General features: G+C 71.7%; 19 protein-coding genes and 1 tRNA gene. 13 read left to right on the forward strand and 7 right to left on the reverse strand.

Annotation, left to right across the window (positions count from 1 at the left end; all coding sequences use genetic code 11):
• The first annotated feature begins 1 nt into the window (after position 1).
• The 4 genes from efeB (at position 2) to ABT160_RS08315 (ending at position 5,238) form a co-directional block, all read left to right on the forward strand.
• Positions 2 to 1,228, forward strand: a complete 1,227-nt coding sequence (gene efeB / locus ABT160_RS08300) for an iron uptake transporter deferrochelatase/peroxidase subunit (protein WP_502984183.1) — start codon at positions 2 to 4, stop codon at positions 1,226 to 1,228.
• A gap of 170 nt (positions 1,229 to 1,398) precedes the next feature.
• A complete protein-coding gene (gene pheA, locus ABT160_RS08305; protein ID WP_351645132.1) occupies positions 1,399 to 2,334 on the forward strand; it encodes a prephenate dehydratase in 936 nt (311 codons plus the stop codon).
• Between the two features lie 802 nt (positions 2,335 to 3,136).
• A complete protein-coding gene (serS, locus tag ABT160_RS08310) occupies positions 3,137 to 4,426 on the forward strand; it encodes a serine--tRNA ligase (protein ID WP_351645135.1) in 1,290 nt (429 codons plus the stop codon).
• Positions 4,423 to 5,238 (forward strand): HAD family hydrolase, encoded by an 816-nt coding sequence (locus ABT160_RS08315; protein ID WP_351645138.1) that lies wholly within the window; start codon positions 4,423 to 4,425, stop codon positions 5,236 to 5,238. The genes serS and ABT160_RS08315 overlap by 4 nt, the downstream gene beginning before the upstream one ends.
• A 136-nt stretch (positions 5,239 to 5,374) precedes the next feature.
• On the opposite strand, the gene ABT160_RS08320 is transcribed toward ABT160_RS08315, so the two are convergent.
• The 3 genes from ABT160_RS08320 to lpdA form a co-directional block, all read right to left on the reverse strand.
• Positions 5,375 to 5,459: transfer RNA gene (locus ABT160_RS08320), tRNA-Ser, on the reverse strand.
• 201 nt (positions 5,460 to 5,660) lie between these two features.
• A complete protein-coding gene (locus tag ABT160_RS08325; protein ID WP_351645466.1) occupies positions 5,661 to 6,311 on the reverse strand; it encodes a rhomboid-like protein in 651 nt (216 codons plus the stop codon).
• 51 nt (positions 6,312 to 6,362) lie between these two features.
• Positions 6,363 to 7,766, reverse strand: coding sequence for a dihydrolipoyl dehydrogenase (lpdA, locus tag ABT160_RS08330; RefSeq protein WP_351645141.1), 1,404 nt, complete (start codon positions 7,764 to 7,766; stop codon positions 6,363 to 6,365).
• A 112-nt stretch (positions 7,767 to 7,878) separates the two neighbouring features.
• Here lpdA and ABT160_RS08335 point away from each other — a divergent pair, with 112 nt between their 5' ends.
• The 3 genes from ABT160_RS08335 to ABT160_RS08345 are packed head-to-tail and all read left to right on the forward strand — an operon-like array spanning position 7,879 to position 10,170.
• Positions 7,879 to 8,559 carry a FadR/GntR family transcriptional regulator gene (locus tag ABT160_RS08335; protein WP_351645143.1) on the forward strand — a complete coding sequence of 227 codons (681 nt, stop codon included), beginning with the start codon at positions 7,879 to 7,881 and terminating at the stop codon, positions 8,557 to 8,559.
• On the forward strand, positions 8,556 to 9,806 hold the full coding sequence (locus ABT160_RS08340; RefSeq protein ID WP_351645146.1) for a CynX/NimT family MFS transporter: 1,251 nt from the start codon (positions 8,556 to 8,558) through the stop codon (positions 9,804 to 9,806). The genes ABT160_RS08335 and ABT160_RS08340 overlap by 4 nt, the downstream gene beginning before the upstream one ends.
• A 16-nt stretch (positions 9,807 to 9,822) precedes the next feature.
• Positions 9,823 to 10,170: a DUF488 domain-containing protein gene (locus tag ABT160_RS08345; protein WP_351645467.1), complete on the forward strand. Its 348-nt coding sequence runs from the start codon at positions 9,823 to 9,825 to the stop codon at positions 10,168 to 10,170.
• Positions 10,171 to 10,243: 73 nt separating this feature from the next.
• On the opposite strand, the gene ABT160_RS08350 is transcribed toward ABT160_RS08345, so the two are convergent.
• Genes ABT160_RS08350 through ABT160_RS08365 form a run of 4 tightly spaced genes read right to left on the reverse strand, consistent with a single transcriptional unit; the run spans position 10,244 to position 13,758 of the window.
• Positions 10,244 to 10,963: an ABC transporter permease gene (locus ABT160_RS08350; RefSeq protein WP_351645148.1), complete on the reverse strand. Its 720-nt coding sequence runs from the start codon at positions 10,961 to 10,963 to the stop codon at positions 10,244 to 10,246.
• A 13-nt stretch (positions 10,964 to 10,976) separates the two neighbouring features.
• Positions 10,977 to 11,888, reverse strand: coding sequence for an ABC transporter ATP-binding protein (locus ABT160_RS08355; protein WP_351645150.1), 912 nt, complete (start codon positions 11,886 to 11,888; stop codon positions 10,977 to 10,979).
• Positions 11,885 to 12,799, reverse strand: coding sequence for an ABC transporter permease (locus ABT160_RS08360; RefSeq protein ID WP_351645153.1), 915 nt, complete (start codon positions 12,797 to 12,799; stop codon positions 11,885 to 11,887). The genes ABT160_RS08355 and ABT160_RS08360 overlap by 4 nt, the downstream gene beginning before the upstream one ends.
• A complete protein-coding gene (locus ABT160_RS08365; protein ID WP_351645470.1) occupies positions 12,796 to 13,758 on the reverse strand; it encodes an ABC transporter ATP-binding protein in 963 nt (320 codons plus the stop codon). Before ABT160_RS08365 ends, ABT160_RS08360 begins: the two co-directional genes overlap by 4 nt.
• 369 nt (positions 13,759 to 14,127) lie before the next feature.
• Here ABT160_RS08365 and ABT160_RS08370 point away from each other — a divergent pair, with 369 nt between their 5' ends.
• The 6 genes from ABT160_RS08370 (at position 14,128) to ABT160_RS08395 (ending at position 19,994) form a co-directional block, all read left to right on the forward strand.
• Positions 14,128 to 15,000: a M24 family metallopeptidase gene (locus tag ABT160_RS08370; protein WP_351645154.1), complete on the forward strand. Its 873-nt coding sequence runs from the start codon at positions 14,128 to 14,130 to the stop codon at positions 14,998 to 15,000.
• Positions 14,997 to 16,757, forward strand: coding sequence for an SDR family oxidoreductase (locus tag ABT160_RS08375; RefSeq protein WP_351645157.1), 1,761 nt, complete (start codon positions 14,997 to 14,999; stop codon positions 16,755 to 16,757). Before ABT160_RS08370 ends, ABT160_RS08375 begins: the two co-directional genes overlap by 4 nt.
• An 83-nt stretch (positions 16,758 to 16,840) precedes the next feature.
• The gene (locus tag ABT160_RS08380; protein WP_351645472.1) at positions 16,841 to 17,746 is read left to right on the forward strand and encodes a metal-dependent hydrolase; all 906 of its coding nucleotides are present in this window, start codon (positions 16,841 to 16,843) and stop codon (positions 17,744 to 17,746) included.
• A gap of 48 nt (positions 17,747 to 17,794) precedes the next feature.
• The gene (locus tag ABT160_RS08385) at positions 17,795 to 18,748 is read left to right on the forward strand and encodes a MerR family transcriptional regulator (RefSeq protein WP_351645160.1); all 954 of its coding nucleotides are present in this window, start codon (positions 17,795 to 17,797) and stop codon (positions 18,746 to 18,748) included.
• Between the two features lie 162 nt (positions 18,749 to 18,910).
• Positions 18,911 to 19,465 (forward strand): RNA 2'-phosphotransferase, encoded by a 555-nt coding sequence (locus ABT160_RS08390; RefSeq protein ID WP_351645163.1) that lies wholly within the window; start codon positions 18,911 to 18,913, stop codon positions 19,463 to 19,465.
• A gap of 73 nt (positions 19,466 to 19,538) precedes the next feature.
• Entirely contained in the window at positions 19,539 to 19,994 is a 456-nt protein-coding gene (locus ABT160_RS08395; RefSeq protein WP_351645166.1) for an SRPBCC family protein, read from the forward strand.
• The last annotated feature ends 117 nt before the right edge of the window (positions 19,995 to 20,111 follow it).

Genomic DNA, 20,111 nt, shown 5'->3' on the forward strand with positions numbered 1-20,111 from the left:
CATGCTCGGCACGGTCGGCGCGGCGGGGGCCGCCGGCCTGGCCCTCGGTGCGGCGGGCGGCGCGGGGGTCTACGCGGCGGCCGCCGACTCCCCCTCGTCCGGCGCCGGCTCCCCGTCCTCCCTCGGCTCGACCGGCGAACCCTTCTTCGCCAAGCACCAGGCGGGCATCACCACCCCCTTGCAGGCCAAGGGCCACCTGGTCGCCTTCGACCTGGCCCCGGGCGCGGGCCGCAAGGAGGCCGCGGCACTGATGCGGCGCTGGTCCGCGCTGGCCGAGCGGCTGATGGCGGGCGAGCCCACCGACGGCTCCGCGGGCCGTGACACCGGGGTCGCCCTGGACGCGGGCCCCTCCTCGCTGACCCTCACCTTCGGCTTCGGCGCCGGCTTCTTCGACCGCACCGGCCTGGTGGGCAACCGCCCGCCGCAGCTGGAGCCGCTGCCCAACTTCTCCGCGGACGCCCTCGACCCCAAGCGCTCCGGCGGCGACCTCTGGGTGCAGATCGGCGCCAACGACGGCCTGGTCGCCTTCCACGCGCTGCGCGCGGTCCAGAAGGAGGCGGGCTCCGCCGCCCGGGTCCGCTGGCAGATGAACGGCTTCAACCGCACTCCCGGCGCCACCTCCGAGCCCCGTACGGCCCGCAACCTGATGGGCCAGCTCGACGGCACCGGCAACCCCAAGCCGTCCGAGGCGGACTTCGACCGGCGCGTCTTCGTCCCGGCGGGGGGCCCGGCCGCGCTGTCCTGGATGGCCAACGGCTCGTACGTCGTCATGCGGCGCATCCGGATGCTCCTGGACGACTGGGAGAAGCTGGCGCTGGACAAGCAGGAGAAGGTGATCGGGCGCCGCAAGTCCGACGGCGCCCCGCTGACCGGCGGCACCGAGACCACCGAACTCGCCCTCGACAAGACGGGACCGGACGGGAAGTTCGTCATCCCGGACAACGCGCACGCCCGCATCTCCGCCCCCGAACAGAACGGCGGGGCCGCGATGCTGCGGCGCCCCTTCTCGTACCACGACGGCATCGGCCAGGACGGGGTGCCGGACGCGGGGCTGCTCTTCCTGTGCTGGCAGGCCGACCCGATGCGCGGCTTCGTCCCCGTGCAGCGCAAGCTCGACCGGGGCGACGCCCTGTCCCCCTTCCTGCGCCACGAGGCGAGCGGCCTGTTCGCCGTCCCCGGCGGCCCCTCGAAGGGCGAGTACGTGGGCCAGCGGCTCCTGGAGGGATGAACGGCGGGGCGAGGCGGGGCAGGTGCGAGGCGGAGCAGGACAGGGCGGCGCGGGGCAGCCCGGGGCCCGGCTGCCGGCTCGCTCCGGGACGCCGGGCGGCGGGCCCGCGGGCGCCGTCCGGGTCGCGGACCCGGCGCGCCCGGGGGGTGCGGGCCCATTAGGGTGACGCCATGTCCGCCACGCGCTACACCTACCTCGGTCCCGAAGGCACCTTCACGGAAGCCGCGCTGCGCACGCTGCCCGAGGCCGCGACCCGCGAGCTCATCCCGATGGTGTCGGTGCCCGCCGCGCTCGACGCGGTGCGCAACGGCGAGGCGGCGGCCGCCCTGGTGCCGATCGAGAACTCGGTGGAGGGCGGGGTCACCGCGACGCTCGACGAGCTGGCCTCGGGCGAACCGCTGATGATCTACCGCGAGGTGCTGCTGCCGATCGCCTTCGCTCTCCTGGTGCGGCCCGGCACCCAGCTGTCGGACGTGAAGACGGTGACCGGGCACCCGGTCGCCCAGCCGCAGGTGCGCAACTGGCTGCGCGCGAACCTGCCGGACGCCGTGTGGGAGTCGGCCGCCTCCAACGCGGACGGCGCGCGCCTGGTGCAGGAGGGCCGCTTCGACGGGGCCTTCGCCGGGGAGTTCGCCGCGGCGACGTACGGCCTCGAACCGCTGGTCACGCAGATCCACGACGCCCAGAACGCGCAGACCCGCTTCGTCCTGGTGGGCCGGCCCGCGCGCCCGGCGGCGCCGACGGGCGCGGACAAGACGTCGGTGGTCATCTGGCAGCGCGAGGACCACCCGGGTGCCCTGCTCGAACTCCTCCAGGAGTTCGCCAGCCGGGGCGTGAACCTGGTGCTGCTCCAGTCCCGGCCGACGGGTGAGGGCATCGGCAACTACTGCTTCGCCATCGACGCCGAGGGACACGTGACGGAGCGGCGGGTGGCCGAGGCCCTGACCGGGCTGAAGCGCAACAGTCTGGAGGTCCGGTTCCTCGGCTCGTACCCGAGGGCGGACGCGAAGCCCGAGGACGCGCGCGCTCCGCGCCGCGGGACGTCGGACGCGGAGTTCACGGCGGCCTTCGACTGGCTCGCCCGATGCCAGGACGGGCGGCCGTAGTCCGGACGACCGCCGTACGGGCGGCCTTCGTACGAGCACCCTTCGTCCGGGCAGCCTTCGTCCGGTAACCGACCCCAGACCGCGGGGCCTCCGGCCCCGGGGCTGTCTGCAGTTGTCAAGGTGCGCCGACCCGGCCGCCGTACGGCCGCGGCCCTGATCCGAGCTCCACTCTGCACTTCCCCGGGTCGACTCCGCTCCGCGTCATCCACAGGCCCGCACCCCAGTACTACTGGCATACTTTCGTTACCCACAGAAGTTATCCACAGGGCTGCTTCTCGACCTGGGGACAAGTCGACAACATGGCGCGACAAGGTCGACAAATCGGTCTAGTTACCCACACTCCCGTCCACAGCCCCATCCAGCCCCCATCCACCCCCACGGGCTCCCCTGTCACCCCAATTCCCTTGATCAACGCTTTGGGACGGGCAATTCCCACCCGAATGAGTGTGTGGGGCGGGTTTGAACGGGGAATCCTCGCCCTCGCACCACACCGCCGGAACCACCTGCTCCGAACTCCACAGGTCTTCCACACAGCCTGTGGATAACATTCCGGAGCCGCGCGTTCCTGTGGACAACCGACCTCAAGTCCCGCCTCCCGCAAGGTCGGTGAGTCAAGGCATCCAGGCCGTCGTGCCCCTTTTCAGGGAGTAGCAGCGGTTTTATTGACGTTATCGCCCGACCCGGCGCCCCTTTCCCTGAACCCCATTCGGCATTTACCTTTAATTACTGTCAATTCGGGCAAAACGACACGCACCCCTTATCGAGGTGGGGAGGCGGGAGCCGACACCGGTAGCCTGGTGGGGTGATTGACCTTCGCCTGCTCCGTGAGGACCCCGACCGTGTTCGCGCCTCCCAGCGCGCCCGTGGAGAGGACGTCGACCTCGTCGACGCCCTGCTCTCCGCCGACGAGCGGCGCAGGTCGTCAGGGCTCCGCTTCGACGAGCTCCGCTCCGAGCAGAAGTCGCTCGGCAAGCTCATCCCCAAGGCCTCGCCCGACGAGAAGGCCGACCTCCTGAAGAAGGCCGGCGAGCTCGCCGCCGCCGTGAAGGCGGCCGACGCGGAGCAGCACGAGGCCGACGAGGACGCCAAGCGCCTGCTGCTCCAGCTGGGCAACCTGGTCCACCCCGACGTCCCGGTGGGCGGCGAGGAGGACTTCACCGTCCTGGAGACGCACGGCAGCATCCGCGACTTCACGGCCGAGGGCTTCGAGCCCAAGGACCACCTGGAGCTGGGCGAGGCGCTCGGCGCCATCGACGTCGAGCGGGGCGCCAAGGTCTCCGGCTCGCGCTTCTACTACCTGACCGGCGTCGGCGCGCTCCTGGAGCTCGCCCTGGTCAACGCGGCGATCGCACAGGCCACCGAGGCCGGCTTCATCCCGATGCTCACGCCCGCGCTGGTCCGTCCGCGCGCCATGGAGGGCACCGGTTTCCTCGGCCAGGCCGCCGAGAACGTGTACCACCTGGAGAAGGACGACTACTACCTGGTCGGCACGTCCGAGGTGCCCCTCGCGGCGTACCACATGGACGAGATCCTCGACGCCGACAAGCTGCCCCTGCGCTACGCGGGCTTCTCGCCGTGCTTCCGCCGCGAGGCCGGTACGTACGGCAAGGACACCCGGGGCATCTTCCGCGTCCACCAGTTCGACAAGGTCGAGATGTTCTCGTACGTCGCGCCCGACGACGCGGAGAACGAGCACAAGCGGCTCCTCGAGTGGGAGAAGCAGTGGCTCACCGGACTGGAGCTGCCCTTCCGCGTCATCGACGTCGCCACCGGTGACCTGGGTTCCTCCGCCTCCCGCAAGTTCGACTGCGAGGCGTGGATCCCGACCCAGGGCAAGTACCGCGAGCTGACCTCCGCCTCCAACTGCGACTCCTTCCAGGCCCGCCGCCTGTCGGTGCGCATGCGCGAGGAGCAGGACGGCAAGAAGACCGTCCAGCCGCTCGCCACGCTGAACGGCACGCTGTGCGCCGTACCGCGCACCATCGTGGCGATCCTGGAGAACCACCAGTTGCCGGACGGCTCGGTGCGCGTGCCTGAGGTACTGCGCCCGTACCTGGGCGGCCGCGAGGTCCTGGAGCCGATCACCAAGTGAGCACCACCGCACCGTTCCCGTACAAGCTGATCGCGACCGATCTCGACGGGACGCTGCTGCGCTCCGACGAGACCATCTCGGAGCGCACCCGCGCAGCGCTCGCCGCCTCGGTGGCGGCGGGTGCCGCGCACATCGTCGTGACCGGCCGCTCCGTGGCGTGGACGCGCCACATCCTGGACGACCTCGGCTACGAGGGCCTCGCGGTCTGTGGCCAGGGTGCGCAGGTCTACCACGCGGGCGAGCACCGGCTGCTCACCTCCGTGACCCTCGACCGGCAGCTGGCCGGTCTGGCGCTCGCCAAGATCGAGGCCGAGGTCGGCCCGCTGGCACTGGCCGCCTCGCGCGACGGCCTGGACGGCGAGGTCCTGGTGGGCGCCGGCTACCGGGTCCAGGAGGGCCCGCTGCCGACGGTCGCGTTCGAGGACCCCGCCGAGCTGTGGGTCGCGCCGCTGAACAAGGTCTACATCCAGCACCCCGGGCTCTCCGACGACGCGCTGACCAAGGTGGCCCGGGAGACCGTGGGCAGCCTGGTGGACGTGGTGATGGCCGGCGAGGGGATCGTGGAGATCCTGCCGCTGGGCCTGAGCAAGGCGACCGGCCTCTCGCTGGCCGCGCGCCGGCTGGGCGTGAAGGCCGCCGACACGATCGCGTTCGGCGACATGCCCAACGACATCCCGATGTTCGGCTGGGCCCGGCACGGGGTGGCGATGGCGAACGCCCACGACGACCTGAAGGCCGTCGCGCACGAGATCACGGCGTCCAACGAGGACGACGGGATCGCGGTGGTCCTGGAGGAGCTGCTGGGGCGCTGACCCCGCGCGATCCCTTGAACCGAAGCGTACGGCGAGGGCCCTGGTGCATCCAGGGCCCTCGTCGTTTCTGGCGTGGGCCCGCCACTGCGGGCCTGTACTGGGTGCGTTGATGCGTGCGGCGGTTGTCCGTACGGTGCGGAGGATGCGCGGATCGAACGCGCGCGGGCGTGAACCCGACTACGGCTTAGCAAGCCGCTGCCTTACCACTCGGCCAATCCTCCGGGAGGGGCGGCCCGCGCCGTGAAGGCGCGCTCGAAGCGGCCGCCCCGGGCAGCGCGTCGAGCGGCGGCTACTCCACAGGAGCCTGCCGCGCCGCGCGGCCCCGACGGGAGCTCGACGGACTCGTACTCTCCTCGGTCATCGCCTCGCTCCTCCCCGGTCTCGGTGGTGCCCGGGCCGGCCCGACTGCTGCCCTGGCTCAACTACTGTGCCCGGGAGCGCTGTTCGAGCGCCACTCGTTTTCCGCGGGTGAGCGGCCAGCAGGCGAAGCCGATGCCGAGCGCGATCGCGTGCCCCAGGTCGGTGAAGGTGCCGCCGGTGAGCAGCGGGATGCCGAAGAAGGCGGCGGCCCCGAGGGCGTACAGCGGCCGCAGGGGCATCGGGAGGCGGTACGTGAGGACGCCGACGGCGGCCGCGAGGCCGTAGCTCACCCCGATGTCCACGACGTGCGCCATCCGGCGCGGTGCCTCGTGGCTCTGGATCGCCATCAGCACGTACTTCTGGCTGATCAGTGTGGCCGCGATGTGCGCGGTGGCCACGGTGAACAGCCAGCGCGCGGTGCCGAGCCAGCGCTCGACGGGTGCGTGGAAGACCTCGAACAGCACGGCGTACAGCAGGAAGGACGCCGGGTTCTCGATCCAGAAGGCGCTGGTGAACAGCGCTTCGACCGGGTGGCGGACCAGCTCGTGGATGTTGCTGCTGTTGCGGTGGAGCAGGAAGCGCTCCTGGCGCGGGGTGGACACGGCGATGACGACGCTGGTGACGGCGATCGCCAGCAGCCAGGTGTGCGTGCCGGGTGACGAACGCAGCCACGATCTGATCGGCCGCGCCGGTTCGCCACCCGGTGCCCGCATTGCGGTGGATTCGGTCACGGGTCAGTGACTACCACCTCGGGGATAAGTTCCTCAGAAATTGATCATGTGTCCCGCGAGGCCGTGGATCGCCTCCTTGACGGCCTCGCCCAGCGTCGGGTGCGCGTGGACGTTGCGCGCGACCTCGGTGACCGTCAGGTCCCACTGCTGGGCCAGGGTCAGCTCGGGCAGCAGCTCGGTGACGTCCGGGCCGATCAGGTGGGCGCCGATGATCTCGCCGTACTGCGCGTCGGCGATGATCTTCACGAAGCCGACCGAGTCGCCCAGGCCGTGCGCCTTGCCGTTGGCCGTGAAGGGGAACTTGGCGACCTTGACGTCGAAGCCCTTCTCGCGGGCCTGCTTCTCGGTCCAGCCGAAGCTGGCGATCTGCGGCTGCGAGTACGTCGCGCGCGGGATCATCGGGTAGTCGAGCTCCATCGTCTCGTGGTCCCCGATGGTCTCGGCGGCGATGACGCCCATCGACTCGGCGGTGTGCGCCAGCATCAGCTTCGCGGTGACGTCGCCGATCGCGAAGATGTTCGGCACGGAGGTGCGGCAGCGGCCGTCCACCTCGATGGCGCCGCGCTCGGTCAGGGCGACCCCGGTGCTCTCCAGGCCGTACCCCGTCACGTTCGGCGCGAAGCCGATCGCCTGCAGGACCTTGTCGGCCTCCAGGACCTTCTGCGCGCCGTCCTTGCCGGTGACGGTGACGCGGACCTGCTGGCCGGACTCGTCGATGGACTCCACGCGCGTGGAGGTCATCACGTCGATGCCGAGCTTGCGGTACTGCTTGGCGAGCTCCTTGGAGACGTCCTCGTCCTCCAGCGGGGCGACGCGGTCGAGGAACTCGACGATCGTCACCTTCACGCCGTAGTTGTGCAGGACGTACGCGAACTCGATGCCGATCGCGCCCGCGCCCGCGATGACGATGGACTGCGGCAGGTCGTCCGCGAGGATCTGCTCCTCGTACGTGACCACGCGCTCGCTGCGGCTGGTGCCCGGCAGCAGGCGCGGGGTGGCGCCCGTGGCGATGATGCAGTTGTCGAAGGAGACGGTCTGCGTGGTGCCGTCGGAGAGGGCGACCTGGAGGGTGTTGGCGTCGACGAAGGTGCCGCGGCCGTCGAACTCCGTGATGCCGTTCTTCTTCATCAGGAAGTGGACGCCCTTGACGCGGCCGTCCGCCACCGTGCGGCTGCGGCGGTAGGCCTCGCCGTAGTCGAAGGAGACCGTGCCGTCGACCTTGATGCCGAAGGTCTTGGCCTCGTGCTGGAAGATGTGCGCCAGCTCGGCGTTGCGCAGGAGCGCCTTGGTGGGGATGCAGCCCACGTTCAGGCAGACGCCGCCCCAGTACTTCTCCTCGACGATCGCGACCCGCTTGCCCAGCTGGGCGGCGCGGATGGCGGCGACGTAACCGCCGGGGCCGGCGCCGAGTACGACGACGTCGAAGCGGTCTGACATGACTGTCTCCCCAAGGTGCGTGAAGTGATCGTGAGCACGTACCAGCCCACAGTAATCCCGCCCACTGACAGACTTGTAGGATGACTGGGCAACCGGGCGATTGGAGTGACACGTGGCACTGTCGGCAGCGGGGCGTACGTCCCTGGTGGACGCGGTGGTCGAGCAGTTGAGGGCCCAGCTCGCGGACGGCGAGTGGGCGGTCGGCGACCGGATCCCCACCGAGCACGAGCTGGCCGACCTGCTGGGCGTGGGGCGCAACACGGTGCGCGAGGCCGTCCGCGTCCTGGTGCACGCCGGGCTGCTCGAGTCGCGCCAGGGCAACGGCACGTTCGTACGGTCCACCGCCGACCCCTCCGCCGTGCTGCGCGGCATGCGGCACGCGGGCGCGCTGGACGTCCTCGAGCTGCGCGTGGCGCTGGAGGCGGAGGCGGCCCGGCTGGCCGCGGCCCGGCGCGAGACCCACGACCTGCTGCGGCTGCGGGCCGCCCTGACCACGCTGCGCGAGGAGGGGGACCGGGACGCCGACGCGGACCTGGCCTTCCACCTGGCGGTGGTCGAGGCCACCCACAACCGCGCCTTCACCGAGGTCTACCGGTTCTTCTCCGCCCAGGTGCACGAGCAGCTCGTCGAGGCGCTCGGGGACCACGCGATGCCGCCCGTCGACCTGGACCAGCACGAGGCGCTGGTGGTGGCCATCGAAGCCGGCGACGCGCGCGTGGCCGAGGAGGCCGCACGGGAGCTGCTGCGGGTGCCCATGGAGGTCGTGGCGGCGCTGACGGGAGGCGCCCGATGAGCGAGCGGGGCCCCGTCCTGATCGACGCCGAGGCGGATGTACGCGGCTCCACGCGCGCGGTGGCCGCGCGCCGGGCGCTCCTCTCGCACCCCGTGCTGCTGTTCGTGGGGATCGTGCTGGCCTCGCTGAACATGCGGGCCGCGCTGGCGAGCGTGTCACCGCTGGTGGGCGAGATCAGCGCGGACTTCGGCCTGTCGTCGACGGGCGGTTCGCTGGTGACGTCCGTCCCGGTGCTGTTCCTGGGCGTGGGCGCGCTGGTGGCGCCCTGGCTGGCGCGGCGGTTCGGTACGGAGCCGGTGCTGCTGGCCGCGCTGGTGCTGCTGGCCGCCGGGATCGTCGTACGGGTCGTGCCGTCGGTGTACGCGCTGTACGGCGGAGGCGTTCTGGTCGGCACGGCCATCGCCCTGCTCAACGTACTGATGCCCGGTCTGATCAAGCGGGACTTCCCGGACCGGGCGGCCTCCATGACGTCGCTCTACACGGGCGCGATGATCGCCGGGGCGACCATGGCGGCGGCCGCGTCGGTGCCGCTGGAGCGGGCCTTCGGCGACAGCTGGGAGGCGTCGCTGGCCTTCTGGGCGGTGCTCGCCGCGGTGGCCGCGGTGGCCTGGCTGCCCCAGGTGGTCATCGCGCGCGGGCGTACGGGCCACGAGGTGCGGGCCTCCGCGGGGACGGGGCGCAACGTGTGGCGCTCCGGGCTCGCCTGGCAGGTCACGCTCTTCATGGGCCTGCAGTCCCTGTGGTCGTACGTCCTGATCGCCTGGATGCCCACCGTCTTCACGGACCACGGGATGAGCCGCTCCACCGCGGGCGTGGTCTTCGCCTTCAACAACCTGGTCCAGGTCGCGGGCGCCTTCCTGGTGCCGCTGCTGGCCGGACGGACGCGCGGGCAGCGGCCGCTGGTGGTCCTGGTGACCACGCTGGTGGCGGCCGGGTACGCGGGACTGATCGCGGCCCCCGTGAGCGGCGCCTGGCTGTGGGCGGCGGTGCTCGGCGTGGGGCAGGGCGGCGCGGTGGGCCTGGCGCTGACCCTGATCGTGCTGCGCACCGGGGACGCGGCGACGGCCGCACGGCTCTCGGGCATGGCCCAGACGGTGGGCTACCTGCTGGCGGCGCTCGGGCCGCTGGCGGCGGGCGCGGTGCACCAGGCGACGGGCGACTGGACGGTGCCGCTGGCGCTGATGCTCGTGGTGTGCGCGGCGGCACTGGTGGTCGGCCTGCTCGCGGCGCGCGACCGGAGGGTGTAGGCCTGGGGCCATGAACGTGGACGTACGCGTGCGCCGCATCTACGACGAGCCGTCCGGGGACGACGGGGTGCGGGTCCTGGTGGACCGGCTGTGGCCGAGGGGCCTGGCGAAGGCGGTGGCGCGGATCGACGAGTGGCCCAAGTCCCTGACGCCGTCCACGGAGCTGCGGCGCTGGTACCACGAGGGCGGGACGTGGGAGGAGTTCCGCTCCCGGTACGAGGCCGAGCTCGCGGAGCCGGCGGCGGCCCAGGCCCTCGACTCCCTGCGTTCACTGGCCGGCAAGGGCCGGGTGACGCTCCTGACGGCGTCGAAGACCCTGCCGACCAGCCACGCGGAGGTGCTGCGGCAGGCCCTGGCGCGATGAAACGAGCGGGGCGGTGCTTCCCCGTACGGGAAGCACCGCCCACCGCGCGCGTACGCGTACGCGTGCCGCTCGGCTACTCGTCACCCGCCAGCGTCAGCGTGCGCAGCTTCTGTCCGGCGTACCAGGTCGCCCCGACCGTCACCGCCGCCAGCAGGATCGCCGCCAGCGGGAACTTCACGTCCGAGGCGATCAGGCCCTCACCGCTGACCTTCTGGGCCACCGCCAGCGCCCACTGCTGCACGCTCAGCGTGCGCGCGCCGGCCACCAGGGAGCCGAACAGGGCCTCCCACACCAGCGCGTACACCAGGCCGATCACCACGGCGTGCCGGCTGATCGTGCCGAGCAGCAGGAACAGCGCGCTGTAGGCGATCGAGGCGACCAGCGCGGCGACCGTGTACGCGACCGCCACCTGCTGGCCGTTGCCGTTGAGGATCATCCCCGCGACGAACATCGGCACCGCGGAGAACACCATGGTCACGGCGATCGCGACGATCAGCTTGGTGACGATGATGGTGGGCCGCTTCACCGGCTTGGACAGCAGGTAGACGATCGAGCCGTCGTCGATCTCCGGGCCGATCGCACCGGTGCCCGCGATGACACCGATCAGCGGCACCATGGTGGCCAGGCCGAACCCGCGCAGCAGGTCCGCGGCCACCTGGTCGTCGGCGCCGTTGAAGCCGCGCACGGCGGCCGCGATGACGATCAGCAGCGCGGGCAGCGCGAAGAGGATCAGGGCGCGGCGCCGGCCGAGCAGGGCCCGGTAGGTGAGCCGGGCGACTGTGGGTTCGTACATCACACAGCTCCTTTCAGGCCGAGACGAGGTAGGAGAAGACGGATTCGAGCGACTCGTCGGACGGGGACACGGTCAGCAGGCGGATGCCGTGGTCGCGTGCGACGCGCGGCAGCAGCTCGGTGAACCGTCCGAAGTCGACGGCCTGTACGCGCAGTGCGCCCTCGGCGAGGTCGACCTCGATGCCCGCCGTCGACGGGTCGGCGATCAGCGCGGCCGCCAGTGCCCGGTCGTCGCTGGAGCGCACCAGGTAGCGGTGCGGACGGTCGGTCATCAGACGGCGGATCCGGCGGAAGTCACCGCTGGCCGCGTGCCGTCCGGCGACGATCACCTCGATGTGCGAGGCGAGCTGTTCGACCTCTTCGAGGATGTGCGAGGAGAACAGGACGGTGCGGCCCTGGGCGCCCATCCGCCGCAGCAGGTCCATCAGCTGCATGCGCTGGCGCGGGTCCATGCCGTTGAAGGGCTCGTCGAGCAGCAGCACGGACGGGTCGTGCACCAGGGCGGACGCCATCTTCACGCGCTGGCGCATGCCCTTGCTGTACGTGGAGATCTTGCGGTCCTGCGCGTACTCCATCTCGACGGTCGCGAGGGCCTTCTGCGCGGCGGACTTGCCCAGTCCGTGCAGTTCGGCGTTGGCGACGACGAACTCCTGTCCGGTCAGGAAGTCGTACATGGCCTCGCGCTCGGGCACGACACCGATCTCGCGGTAGACGGACTCGTTGCGCCAGATCGGCTGTCCGTCCAGCGTGACGCTGCCGGTCGAGGGGGCGAGGAAGCCGCCCATCATGTTGATGAGGGTGGACTTGCCGGCGCCGTTGGGGCCGAGCAGGCCGGTCACGCCCGGGCCGATCGTCATCGTGACGTCGTTGACCGCCACGACGTTGCCGAACCACCGCGAGGCGTGGTCGATCTCGATGGTGCTCACAGCCCGACCTTTCGGTAACGGCGCATCAGGACGGCGTAGGAGCCGGCGATCAGCGCGAGGACGACCAGCAGGTAGACGGCTCCGGCACCCGCGCCGGGGGCCGCCGCGGAGCCGCCCGGGAAGGCCGTGTCGGCCCCGAGGAACGCGGTCTGCACGCCGTCGATCAGCGTGATCGGGGAGAACAGCCCCAGCCACTGGATGGCGCTGACGTGGTCGGTGCCGTAGGCGATGCCCTGGACGGTGGAGACCGCGCCGTAGGAGATGGTCAGTACGGCGATGACGGCGGCGACGCCGAAGCCGCGGCGCGGTGTCAGGGCGGCCATCACCAGGCCGATGCCGCCGAAGAGGAGCGAGAGGAGGGCCACGGAGACCAGTCCCTGCCCGAATCCCTTGGTCTGCTCGGCGAAGTCCATCTTGGCGAGCAGGGAGCCGACGTAGAGGACCACCACCGGCAGCGCGGTCAGCAGGAACAGTGCGGACGCCATCGCGCCGTACTTGGCGAGGACGTAGTCCACGCGCTCGATCGGCCGCGAGAAGTACAGCGGCACGGTCTTGAAGCGCAGGTCGCGGGAGACCGACTGGGGCGCCTGGGCGGCGAGGAACAGGCCGATGACGGCCTGCGTGAGGATCGCGTAGCGCGTGTAGTCGACGGGCAGTTCCTTGGCCTTCGTCGCCACCGCGACGGCCACGATGATCGCCGCGGGCACGCACATGACGCCCAGCAGGATCATCGGCAGCACCTTGGACTTGGCACTGCGGCCCAGGCCGTACGCGCCTCGCAGCGACTGCGAGTACAGCGACCTGCGCGCGTACGCGCGTCCCAGCCGCGCTCCGTCGTAGTTGCGGTAGCCGATGTTGTGGATCCGGCTGTTCTCGGGGGTCCGGGTGTTCTCCGGCATCGAAGTGCTCATCGGGCCTGTGCCTCCAGGGTGGCGTCCGCCTGCGGCCGGAAGACCTCCGCGATGTGGTGGCGGCGCTGTTCCATCCGTACGAGACCGAGGCCGAGCCCGGCCACCGTGTCGCGCACGACGTCGTACGTCTCCTCGCCGGTCGCCTCCAGCAGGAGGATGTGGCCCGCGCCCGGCAGGCCGTCCTCCACGCCGTCGTGCAGCGTGATCCCGCGCGCGGTGAGCGCCTCGCGCAGCGCGGCGGTGCCGTCGGGGTGGGCGTCGGAGTCGGTGACCTCGACCGCGAGGGTGGCCGTGGTCTGGGTGAAGTCGCTGGTGGAGCTGGAGCGCAGCAGCCGCCCGCCGTCGATGACGACGACGTGGTCGCAGGTGCGCTCCAGTTCACCGAGCAGGTGGGAGGTGACCAGGACCGAGATGCCGAAGTCGGTGTACACGCGGCGGATCAGGCCGAGCATCTCGTCGCGGCCGACCGGGTCGAGGCCGTTGGTCGGCTCGTCGAGCAGGACCAGCTTGGGGTCGTGGACCAGGGCCTGCGCCAGCTTCACGCGCTGCTTCATGCCGGTCGAGTAGCCGCCGATGGGGCGGTAGCGCTCCTCGTAGAGGCCGACGTGGCGCAGGGTGTCGGCGGTCCGCTCGCGGGCGGCCGTGGCCGGGAGGCCGGACATCCGCGCCATGTGGACGACGAACTCGGTGGCCGAGACGTCCGGCGGCAGGCAGTCGTGCTCGGGCATGTACCCCACGCGCTCGCGGATCTCGGCGCCCGAGGTGGCGACGTCGAGGCCGAGCACCCGGGCGCTGCCCTCGGTGGCGGGGGACAGTCCGAGCAGGATCTTGATCATGGTGGACTTGCCGGCTCCGTTGGCACCCACCAGTCCGGTCACACCGGGCCCGATGTCCAGGGAGAGCCGGTCGAGAGCGGTCACCCTGGGGAACCGCTTGCTGAGGCTTTCGGTCGCGATCACAGTCACGGTACGACCGTAGTGGCGCATGCCACATCAGGCGTCAGCCCTGTGGCTGTTCCTGTGTCCGACTCCAGGACGACAAGCCCGTAGGGGCGGGACGACCAAAGTAGTGGCCACGGGTCGCTGACGGGTCGCTTACGGGTCGACGGCGAACCGTCAGCGAACCGTCGCCGGACCGCCGGCGGGCCATCGGCGGACCGCCGAGGGAGTTCGTCGCGGACACGTCAGAGCACTCCGAGGCCTCTCGCCATGCCCATGACCTGAGTTTTCCACAGGCCGGTGCACACCCCTTGACGCAGCCGCCGAGCATTGTCACATTCATCAGTGTCAAGTTACGGACGCGTACCGCACACGGGACGGACGGGTGGCATGACCTCAAGCGCGCTTACCGCGGCACCCTCGGCGGCGGCCGGCCAACGGGCCGGTGAGCTGGCGGGGTTCAGGGAAGTCCAGGCCCTCGCCTACGCCTGTGCCGAGGCCGTCGCCGGGCAGCTCAAGCCGGGCGTGACCGAGCGCGAGGCGGCCCGGATGCAGCGCGAGTGGCTGCGCGAGCGGGGGGTGCGGGACTGGTTCCACCTCCCCTTCGCCTGGTTCGGCGACCGCACGGCGTTCACGGACTTCCGGGTGCCGCTGCAGTTCTTCCCCACCAACAGGCGCCTGGAGCCGGGGATGCCGTTCATCCTCGACATGGCCCCTGTGTACAAGGGCTACACGGCCGACATCGGCTACTCGGGCTGCCTCGGCCTCAACCCGGTGCACGACAAGCTCCTCTCGGACCTGGAGGCGCACCGCGAGCTGATCCTGCGCGAAGTCCGCGAGCGCCGGTCGCTGCGCGAGATCTACGAGGACGTGGAGCGCCTCATGGTCCGCCAGGGGTACGCGAACCGGCACCGCGCCTACCCCTTCGGGGTCATCGCGCACAAGATCGACCGGGTGAAGCAGCGCCGCTGGTCGCCGACCCTGTTCGGGTTCGGCACGCAGTCGCTGAAGGGCCTGGCGAGCGACGCGGTGCACGGCCACCGCGACGGCTGGTCGCCGCTGTGGTCCCCGTACAAGTTCTCCGACCACCCGCCCCGGCCGGGGCTCTGGGCGGTCGAGCCGCACCTCGGATTCCGGGGTACGGGCGCGAAGTTCGAGGAGATCCTGGTCGTCACCGACTCCCGGGACCCCGAGCAGAGCGCGTTCTGGCTGGACGACGATCTGCCGCACGTGCGGCGCTGGGCGGAGGAGAGGACCGGATGAGCCTGCGGGGCGCGCGCGAGCGCTGGGTGCGTACGGGCGGCATCGAGCTGTGCGTCGTGGAGATGGGTGACGCGGACCGGCCGACGGTGGTGCTCGTCCACGGCTACCCGGACTCCAAGGAGGTCTGGTCCGAGGTCGCGGCGCGGCTGGCCGAGGACTTCCACGTCGTGCTGTACGACGTCCGCGGCCACGGCCGCTCCACGGCCCCCGCGCCGCTGCGCGGCGGGTTCACGCTGGAGAAGCTCACCGACGACTTCCTGGCGGTCGTGGACGCGGTCAGCCCGGACCGCCCGGTGCACCTGGTCGGGCACGACTGGGGCTCGGTGCAGTCCTGGGAATTCGCCACCGTCGAGCGCACCGAGGGCCGCATCGCGTCCTTCACCTCGATGTCCGGGCCCTCCCTGGACCACTTCGGCCACTGGATCAAGCAGCGGATGAGCCGCCCCACCCCGCGCAGGGTCGGCCAGCTCCTCGGCCAGGGCGCCAAGTCCTGGTACGTGTACCTGCTGCACACCCCGGTCGTCCCCGAGCTGGCCTGGCGCGGGCCGCTCGGCAAGCGCTGGCCGAAGATCCTGGAGCGGGTGGAGAAGGTGCCCGCCGGGGACTACCCGACGCCCTCGCTACCGACCGACGCGGCGCACGGCGCCTGGCTCTACCGGGACAACGTCCGCCCCCGGCTGCGCCGCCCGCGCGCGGACGCGTACGCGCACGCGCCGGTCCAGCTGATCACGCCCACCGGGGACGCTTTCCTCTCCGAGCGGCTCTACGACGACCTCGCCCACTGGGCGCCCCGGCTGGTGCGCCGCACCCTGCCCGCCAAGCACTGGGTCCCGCGCACCCGGCCCGACCAGCTGGCCGCCTGGATAGGCGAGTTCGTCACGGCCAACGAGGACGGCAGGCCCACGCAGGACACCGTGCCGAGCGGGAAGTACGCCGAGCGGTTCGGCGGCCAGCTCGTGCTGGTCACCGGCGCCGCCAGCGGGATCGGCCGCGCCACCGCGTTCGCCTTCGCCGAGGCGGGCGCGCGCGTGGTCGCCGTGGACCGGGACGCGGAGGGGGCGGCCCGGACCGCGGAGATGTCCCGGCTGGTGGGCGCCCCGGACGCCTGGTCCGAGACCGTCGACGTCAGCGACGAGCAGGCCATGGAGAAGCTCGCCGAGAAGGTCCGCCAGGAGTACGGCGTGGTGGACGTCCTGGTGAACAACGCGGGCATCGGCCTGTCCGGCTCGTTCCTCGACACCACCAGCGAGGACTGGAAGAAGGTCCTGGACGTCAACCTGTGGGGCGTCATCCACGGCTGCCGGGTCTTCGGCAGGCAGATGGCCGAGCGCGGCCAGGGCGGCCACATCGTCAACACCGCCTCCGCCGCCGCCTACCAGCCCTCCCGGGTGCTGCCCGCGTACAGCACCTCCAAGGCCGCGGTGCTGATGCTCAGCGAGTGCCTGCGCGCGGAGCTGGCCGGGCAGGGCATCGGGGTCTCGGCGATCTGCCCGGGCCTGGTCAACACCAACATCACCTCCACCACGCGCTTCGTGGGCACCAGCGCGGAGGAGGAGAAGCGCCGCCAGAAGCGGACCTCACGGCTCTACGGGCTGCGCAACTACCCACCGGAGAAGGTCGCCGACGCGATCCTGCGGGCCGTGGTGCGCAACCAGGCGGTCGTCCCGGTCACCCCCGAGGCGCGCGGCGCGCGGTTCCTGTCCCGGCTCGCGCCCGGCTCGCTGCGGGCGATAGCCCGGCTGGAGCCCCCGTCGTGAGCGCCGGACCGGGACCGGCTGGGGCACGACCGGCCGGTGCCCCCGCGGGGGCACCGGGGGACGGGCCGGCCGGGCACCACGCAATCGCCCCGCGGCGGGTCTCCTTCGACTGGCACGCCACCCCGCTGCACTGGATACCGGACGAGCCGACCGCCACCCACGTGATCAACGTGCTGCACCTGCTGCTGCCCGCCGGGGAGCGGTGGTTCGTCAGGGTGTTCAAGGAGGCGCTGCCCCTGGTCCAGGACCCGGTCCTGCTGAAGGACGTCAAGGGGTTCATGGGCCAGGAGGCCACCCACAGCGTCCAGCACGCGCACGTGCTGGACCACTTGGCGGCCCAGCGGCTGGACACCTCGGCGTACACCCGCCACGTGGACTTCCTCTTCGAGCGCCTCCTCGGGGAGCGGCCGCCGCTGGGCGCACCGGTCCCCACCCAGGAGTGGCTGCGCTTCCGGCTCGCCCTGATCGCCGCGATCGAGCAGTTCACGGCGGTGCTCGGCGACTGGGTGCTGCGGGCGGAGGGCCTGGACCGGGCGGGTGCCGACCCGGTGATGCTCGACCTGCTGCGCTGGCACGGGGCGGAGGAGGTCGAGCACCGGGCGGTCGCCTTCGACATGTACCAGCACTGCGGCGGCACGGGCCTGCCGCGGTACGCGCGCCGGGTCGAGGGGATGGCCGTCACCGCTCCCGTACTGCTGTGGCTGTGGGTGTGGGGCGCGGTCCACCTGATGCGGCACGACCCGCGGCTGGCGGAGCGCGCCGCGGCCGGCGGGCGCCGCGCCCGGTACTCGCTGCGGGACCACAACCGGGCGGTCGCCCGGGGGCTGCTGCCGGGCTGGAAGGAGTTGGGCACGGCCGTACCCCGCTACTTCCGGCGGTCGTACCATCCCTCGCAGGAAGGATCGCTGCGCAGGGCCGTCGCGTACCTGGCGTCCTCGCCGGCGGCCCGGGCGGCGGCGGGTGCGGTGGGCCGGTCGGCGCTGGGATAGCGGCGGGCGGTTCGGCGCCGGACCAGGACCGGGCAGTAGGGAGCGGGCGTGTCGGAGCAGTCAGTACCACCGGTGCGCCCGGTGGCCCAGCAGGGCGCCGAGTACCGGATCGAGGACCTGGCGCACCACAGCGGTGCCACGGTCCGCACGATCCGCGCCTACCAGGACCGCGGCCTGCTGCCCAAGCCGGAGCGGCGCGGGCGGGCGAACGTGTACGGGGAGGCGCACCTGGCCCGGCTGCGGCAGATCGCCGACCTGCTGGACCGCGGCTACACCCTGGCCTCGATCAAGGAGCTGCTGGAGGCCTGGGACTCGGGGCGCGGCCTGGGCGGGGTGCTCGGCCTGGTCGCCGAGGTGGGCGGGCCGTGGACCGACGAGAAGGCGGACCGGATCTCGCGGGCCGACCTCGACGCGGCGTTCGGCGGCTCCCCCGACGAGGAGGCCGTCGCGGAGGCGGTCGAGCTCGGCGTCCTCGAACGCATTCCGGGGCGGGACGACACCTACCTGGTGCCGAGCCCCCAAGAGCTGTCCGTGGCGGCGGAGTTGTACGCGGCCGGGGTTCCGCTGCCCGCGATCTCCGGGCACCTGAGGGAACTTCGCGGCCAGGTGGAGCACATCGCCTCCCGTTTCCTGGAGTTCACCACCGAGCACGTCTTCGCCCGCTATCTGGGCCAGCACCCGCCGACGGACGCCGACGCGGTGGAGGCGGCCGCTCTGGTGCGACGGCTGCGCCCGCTGGCACAGCAGACGGTGGACGCCGAACTGGCGCGGGCCATGCGCCTGTTCGCCACCCGCCACCTCCAGCACCACCTCGGCACGGAGGGACCGCCGCTCTCCGACGACGAGCCGCGTCAGGTGGCGCTGCCCGCCGGCACGATTCGAGCGGTGCAGAACCTGGTTGGCCCGGACAACACGGCGGCCTTCATCGCGGCGGCGGCCGAACGGGAGGTGCAGGCGCGGACCTTGGACGCCCTGCTCCCAACCAACGTACAAAACGCCTAAATTACCCAAAAGCCTTGAATTGCCGCCTCGTTGTCCACAGAATTGCCAATTCCCCTGTGGATAACGCCACTTGGTTGTGGATCAAACATCGGGGCCAGAGAACTTCTGATGTCGGGAGAAAACTCCTGGCGCCCCGTCGGGACGGCGCGGGACCCTGACCGGATGAACGAACAGAGAACGGTGAAGGTGTCGAAGTACCTCTCCCGGCACCTGCGCCACCAGCCCGAGCGCATCGGGCTGACCCTCGACCCCAACGGCTGGGTCACCGTGGACGCCCTGCTCACCGCCCTGGCCGAGCACGGCCTCCCGGTCACCCGCGCCGAGCTCGACCACGTCGTCGCCGTCAACGACAAGCGCCGCTTCACCATCGACACCGCCCCGGACGGCGACCGCATCCGGGCCAACCAGGGGCACACGGTCGCGGTCGACCTCGACCTGCCCCGGGCCGAACCGCCCGCGTACCTCTACCACGGCACCGTCGCCCGCAGCCTGGACGCGATCCGCGCCGAGGGCCTGCGCCCGATGGACCGCCACCACGTGCACCTCTCGCCCGACCGGGAGACGGCCACCCGCGTCGGCGCCCGCCGGGGCCGCCCGGTCGTCCTCGCCGTGGACGCCGGCGCGATGCACCGCGCGGGACACGTCTTCCTGCTCAGCGCCAACGGCGTCTGGCTCACCGACGCGGTACCGCCCCGCTACCTCCGCTTCCAGGGATAGCCGCCCCTCCGACGGCCCGGGCGACCGCAGTCCCAGGACTCCCCGAGCGGCCGGATCGGGCATGATCGCAGTCATGGGACAGCCACACCTGCCGACCACCGAGTCCTGCGTCCGGGCGATCCGCGAGGTCGCCGTCGCATGCGGCCTCGACCTGACCGTCACCGACGACATCGGCGCGGACCAGACCTCGCGCCGCACGTCGGCGGGCGTGTTCTCGGTGCTGGACCCGGACGGCACGCTGCCGCACGAGGCGTACGTGGAGCTGACCGGCTCGCCCTCGGTCAGCGTGCGCGTCTTCCCCGACGGCGACGCCAGGATCGTCGTGGACGGCGTGGAGTTCGATGACGTCCCGCGCGATTCCGTCCCCGCCTTCATCCGGTCGGTCCACGGCGGCCTGGCCTACGTGAAGGGACGCTTCTTCCCGCCCGGCTGGTGGCTGGTGGTGCCGCTGCCGGGCGACGAGACGTACAAGGAACTCGTCCTCAACGGCGCGCTCACCCCGTGGCTGAGCTCGAAGGTGCGCTCCTGACGGCGAAGGCCCGACCACGCGGGTCAGCCCACGACCACCGAGGCCCCGCCCAACACGGGTCAGCCCACGACCACCGAAGCTCCGCCCAACACGGGTCACCCTCCGACCACCGAAGCC

Source organism: Streptomyces sp. NPDC001941, from assembly GCF_040296945.1.
Classification (GTDB): domain Bacteria; phylum Actinomycetota; class Actinomycetes; order Streptomycetales; family Streptomycetaceae; genus Streptomyces.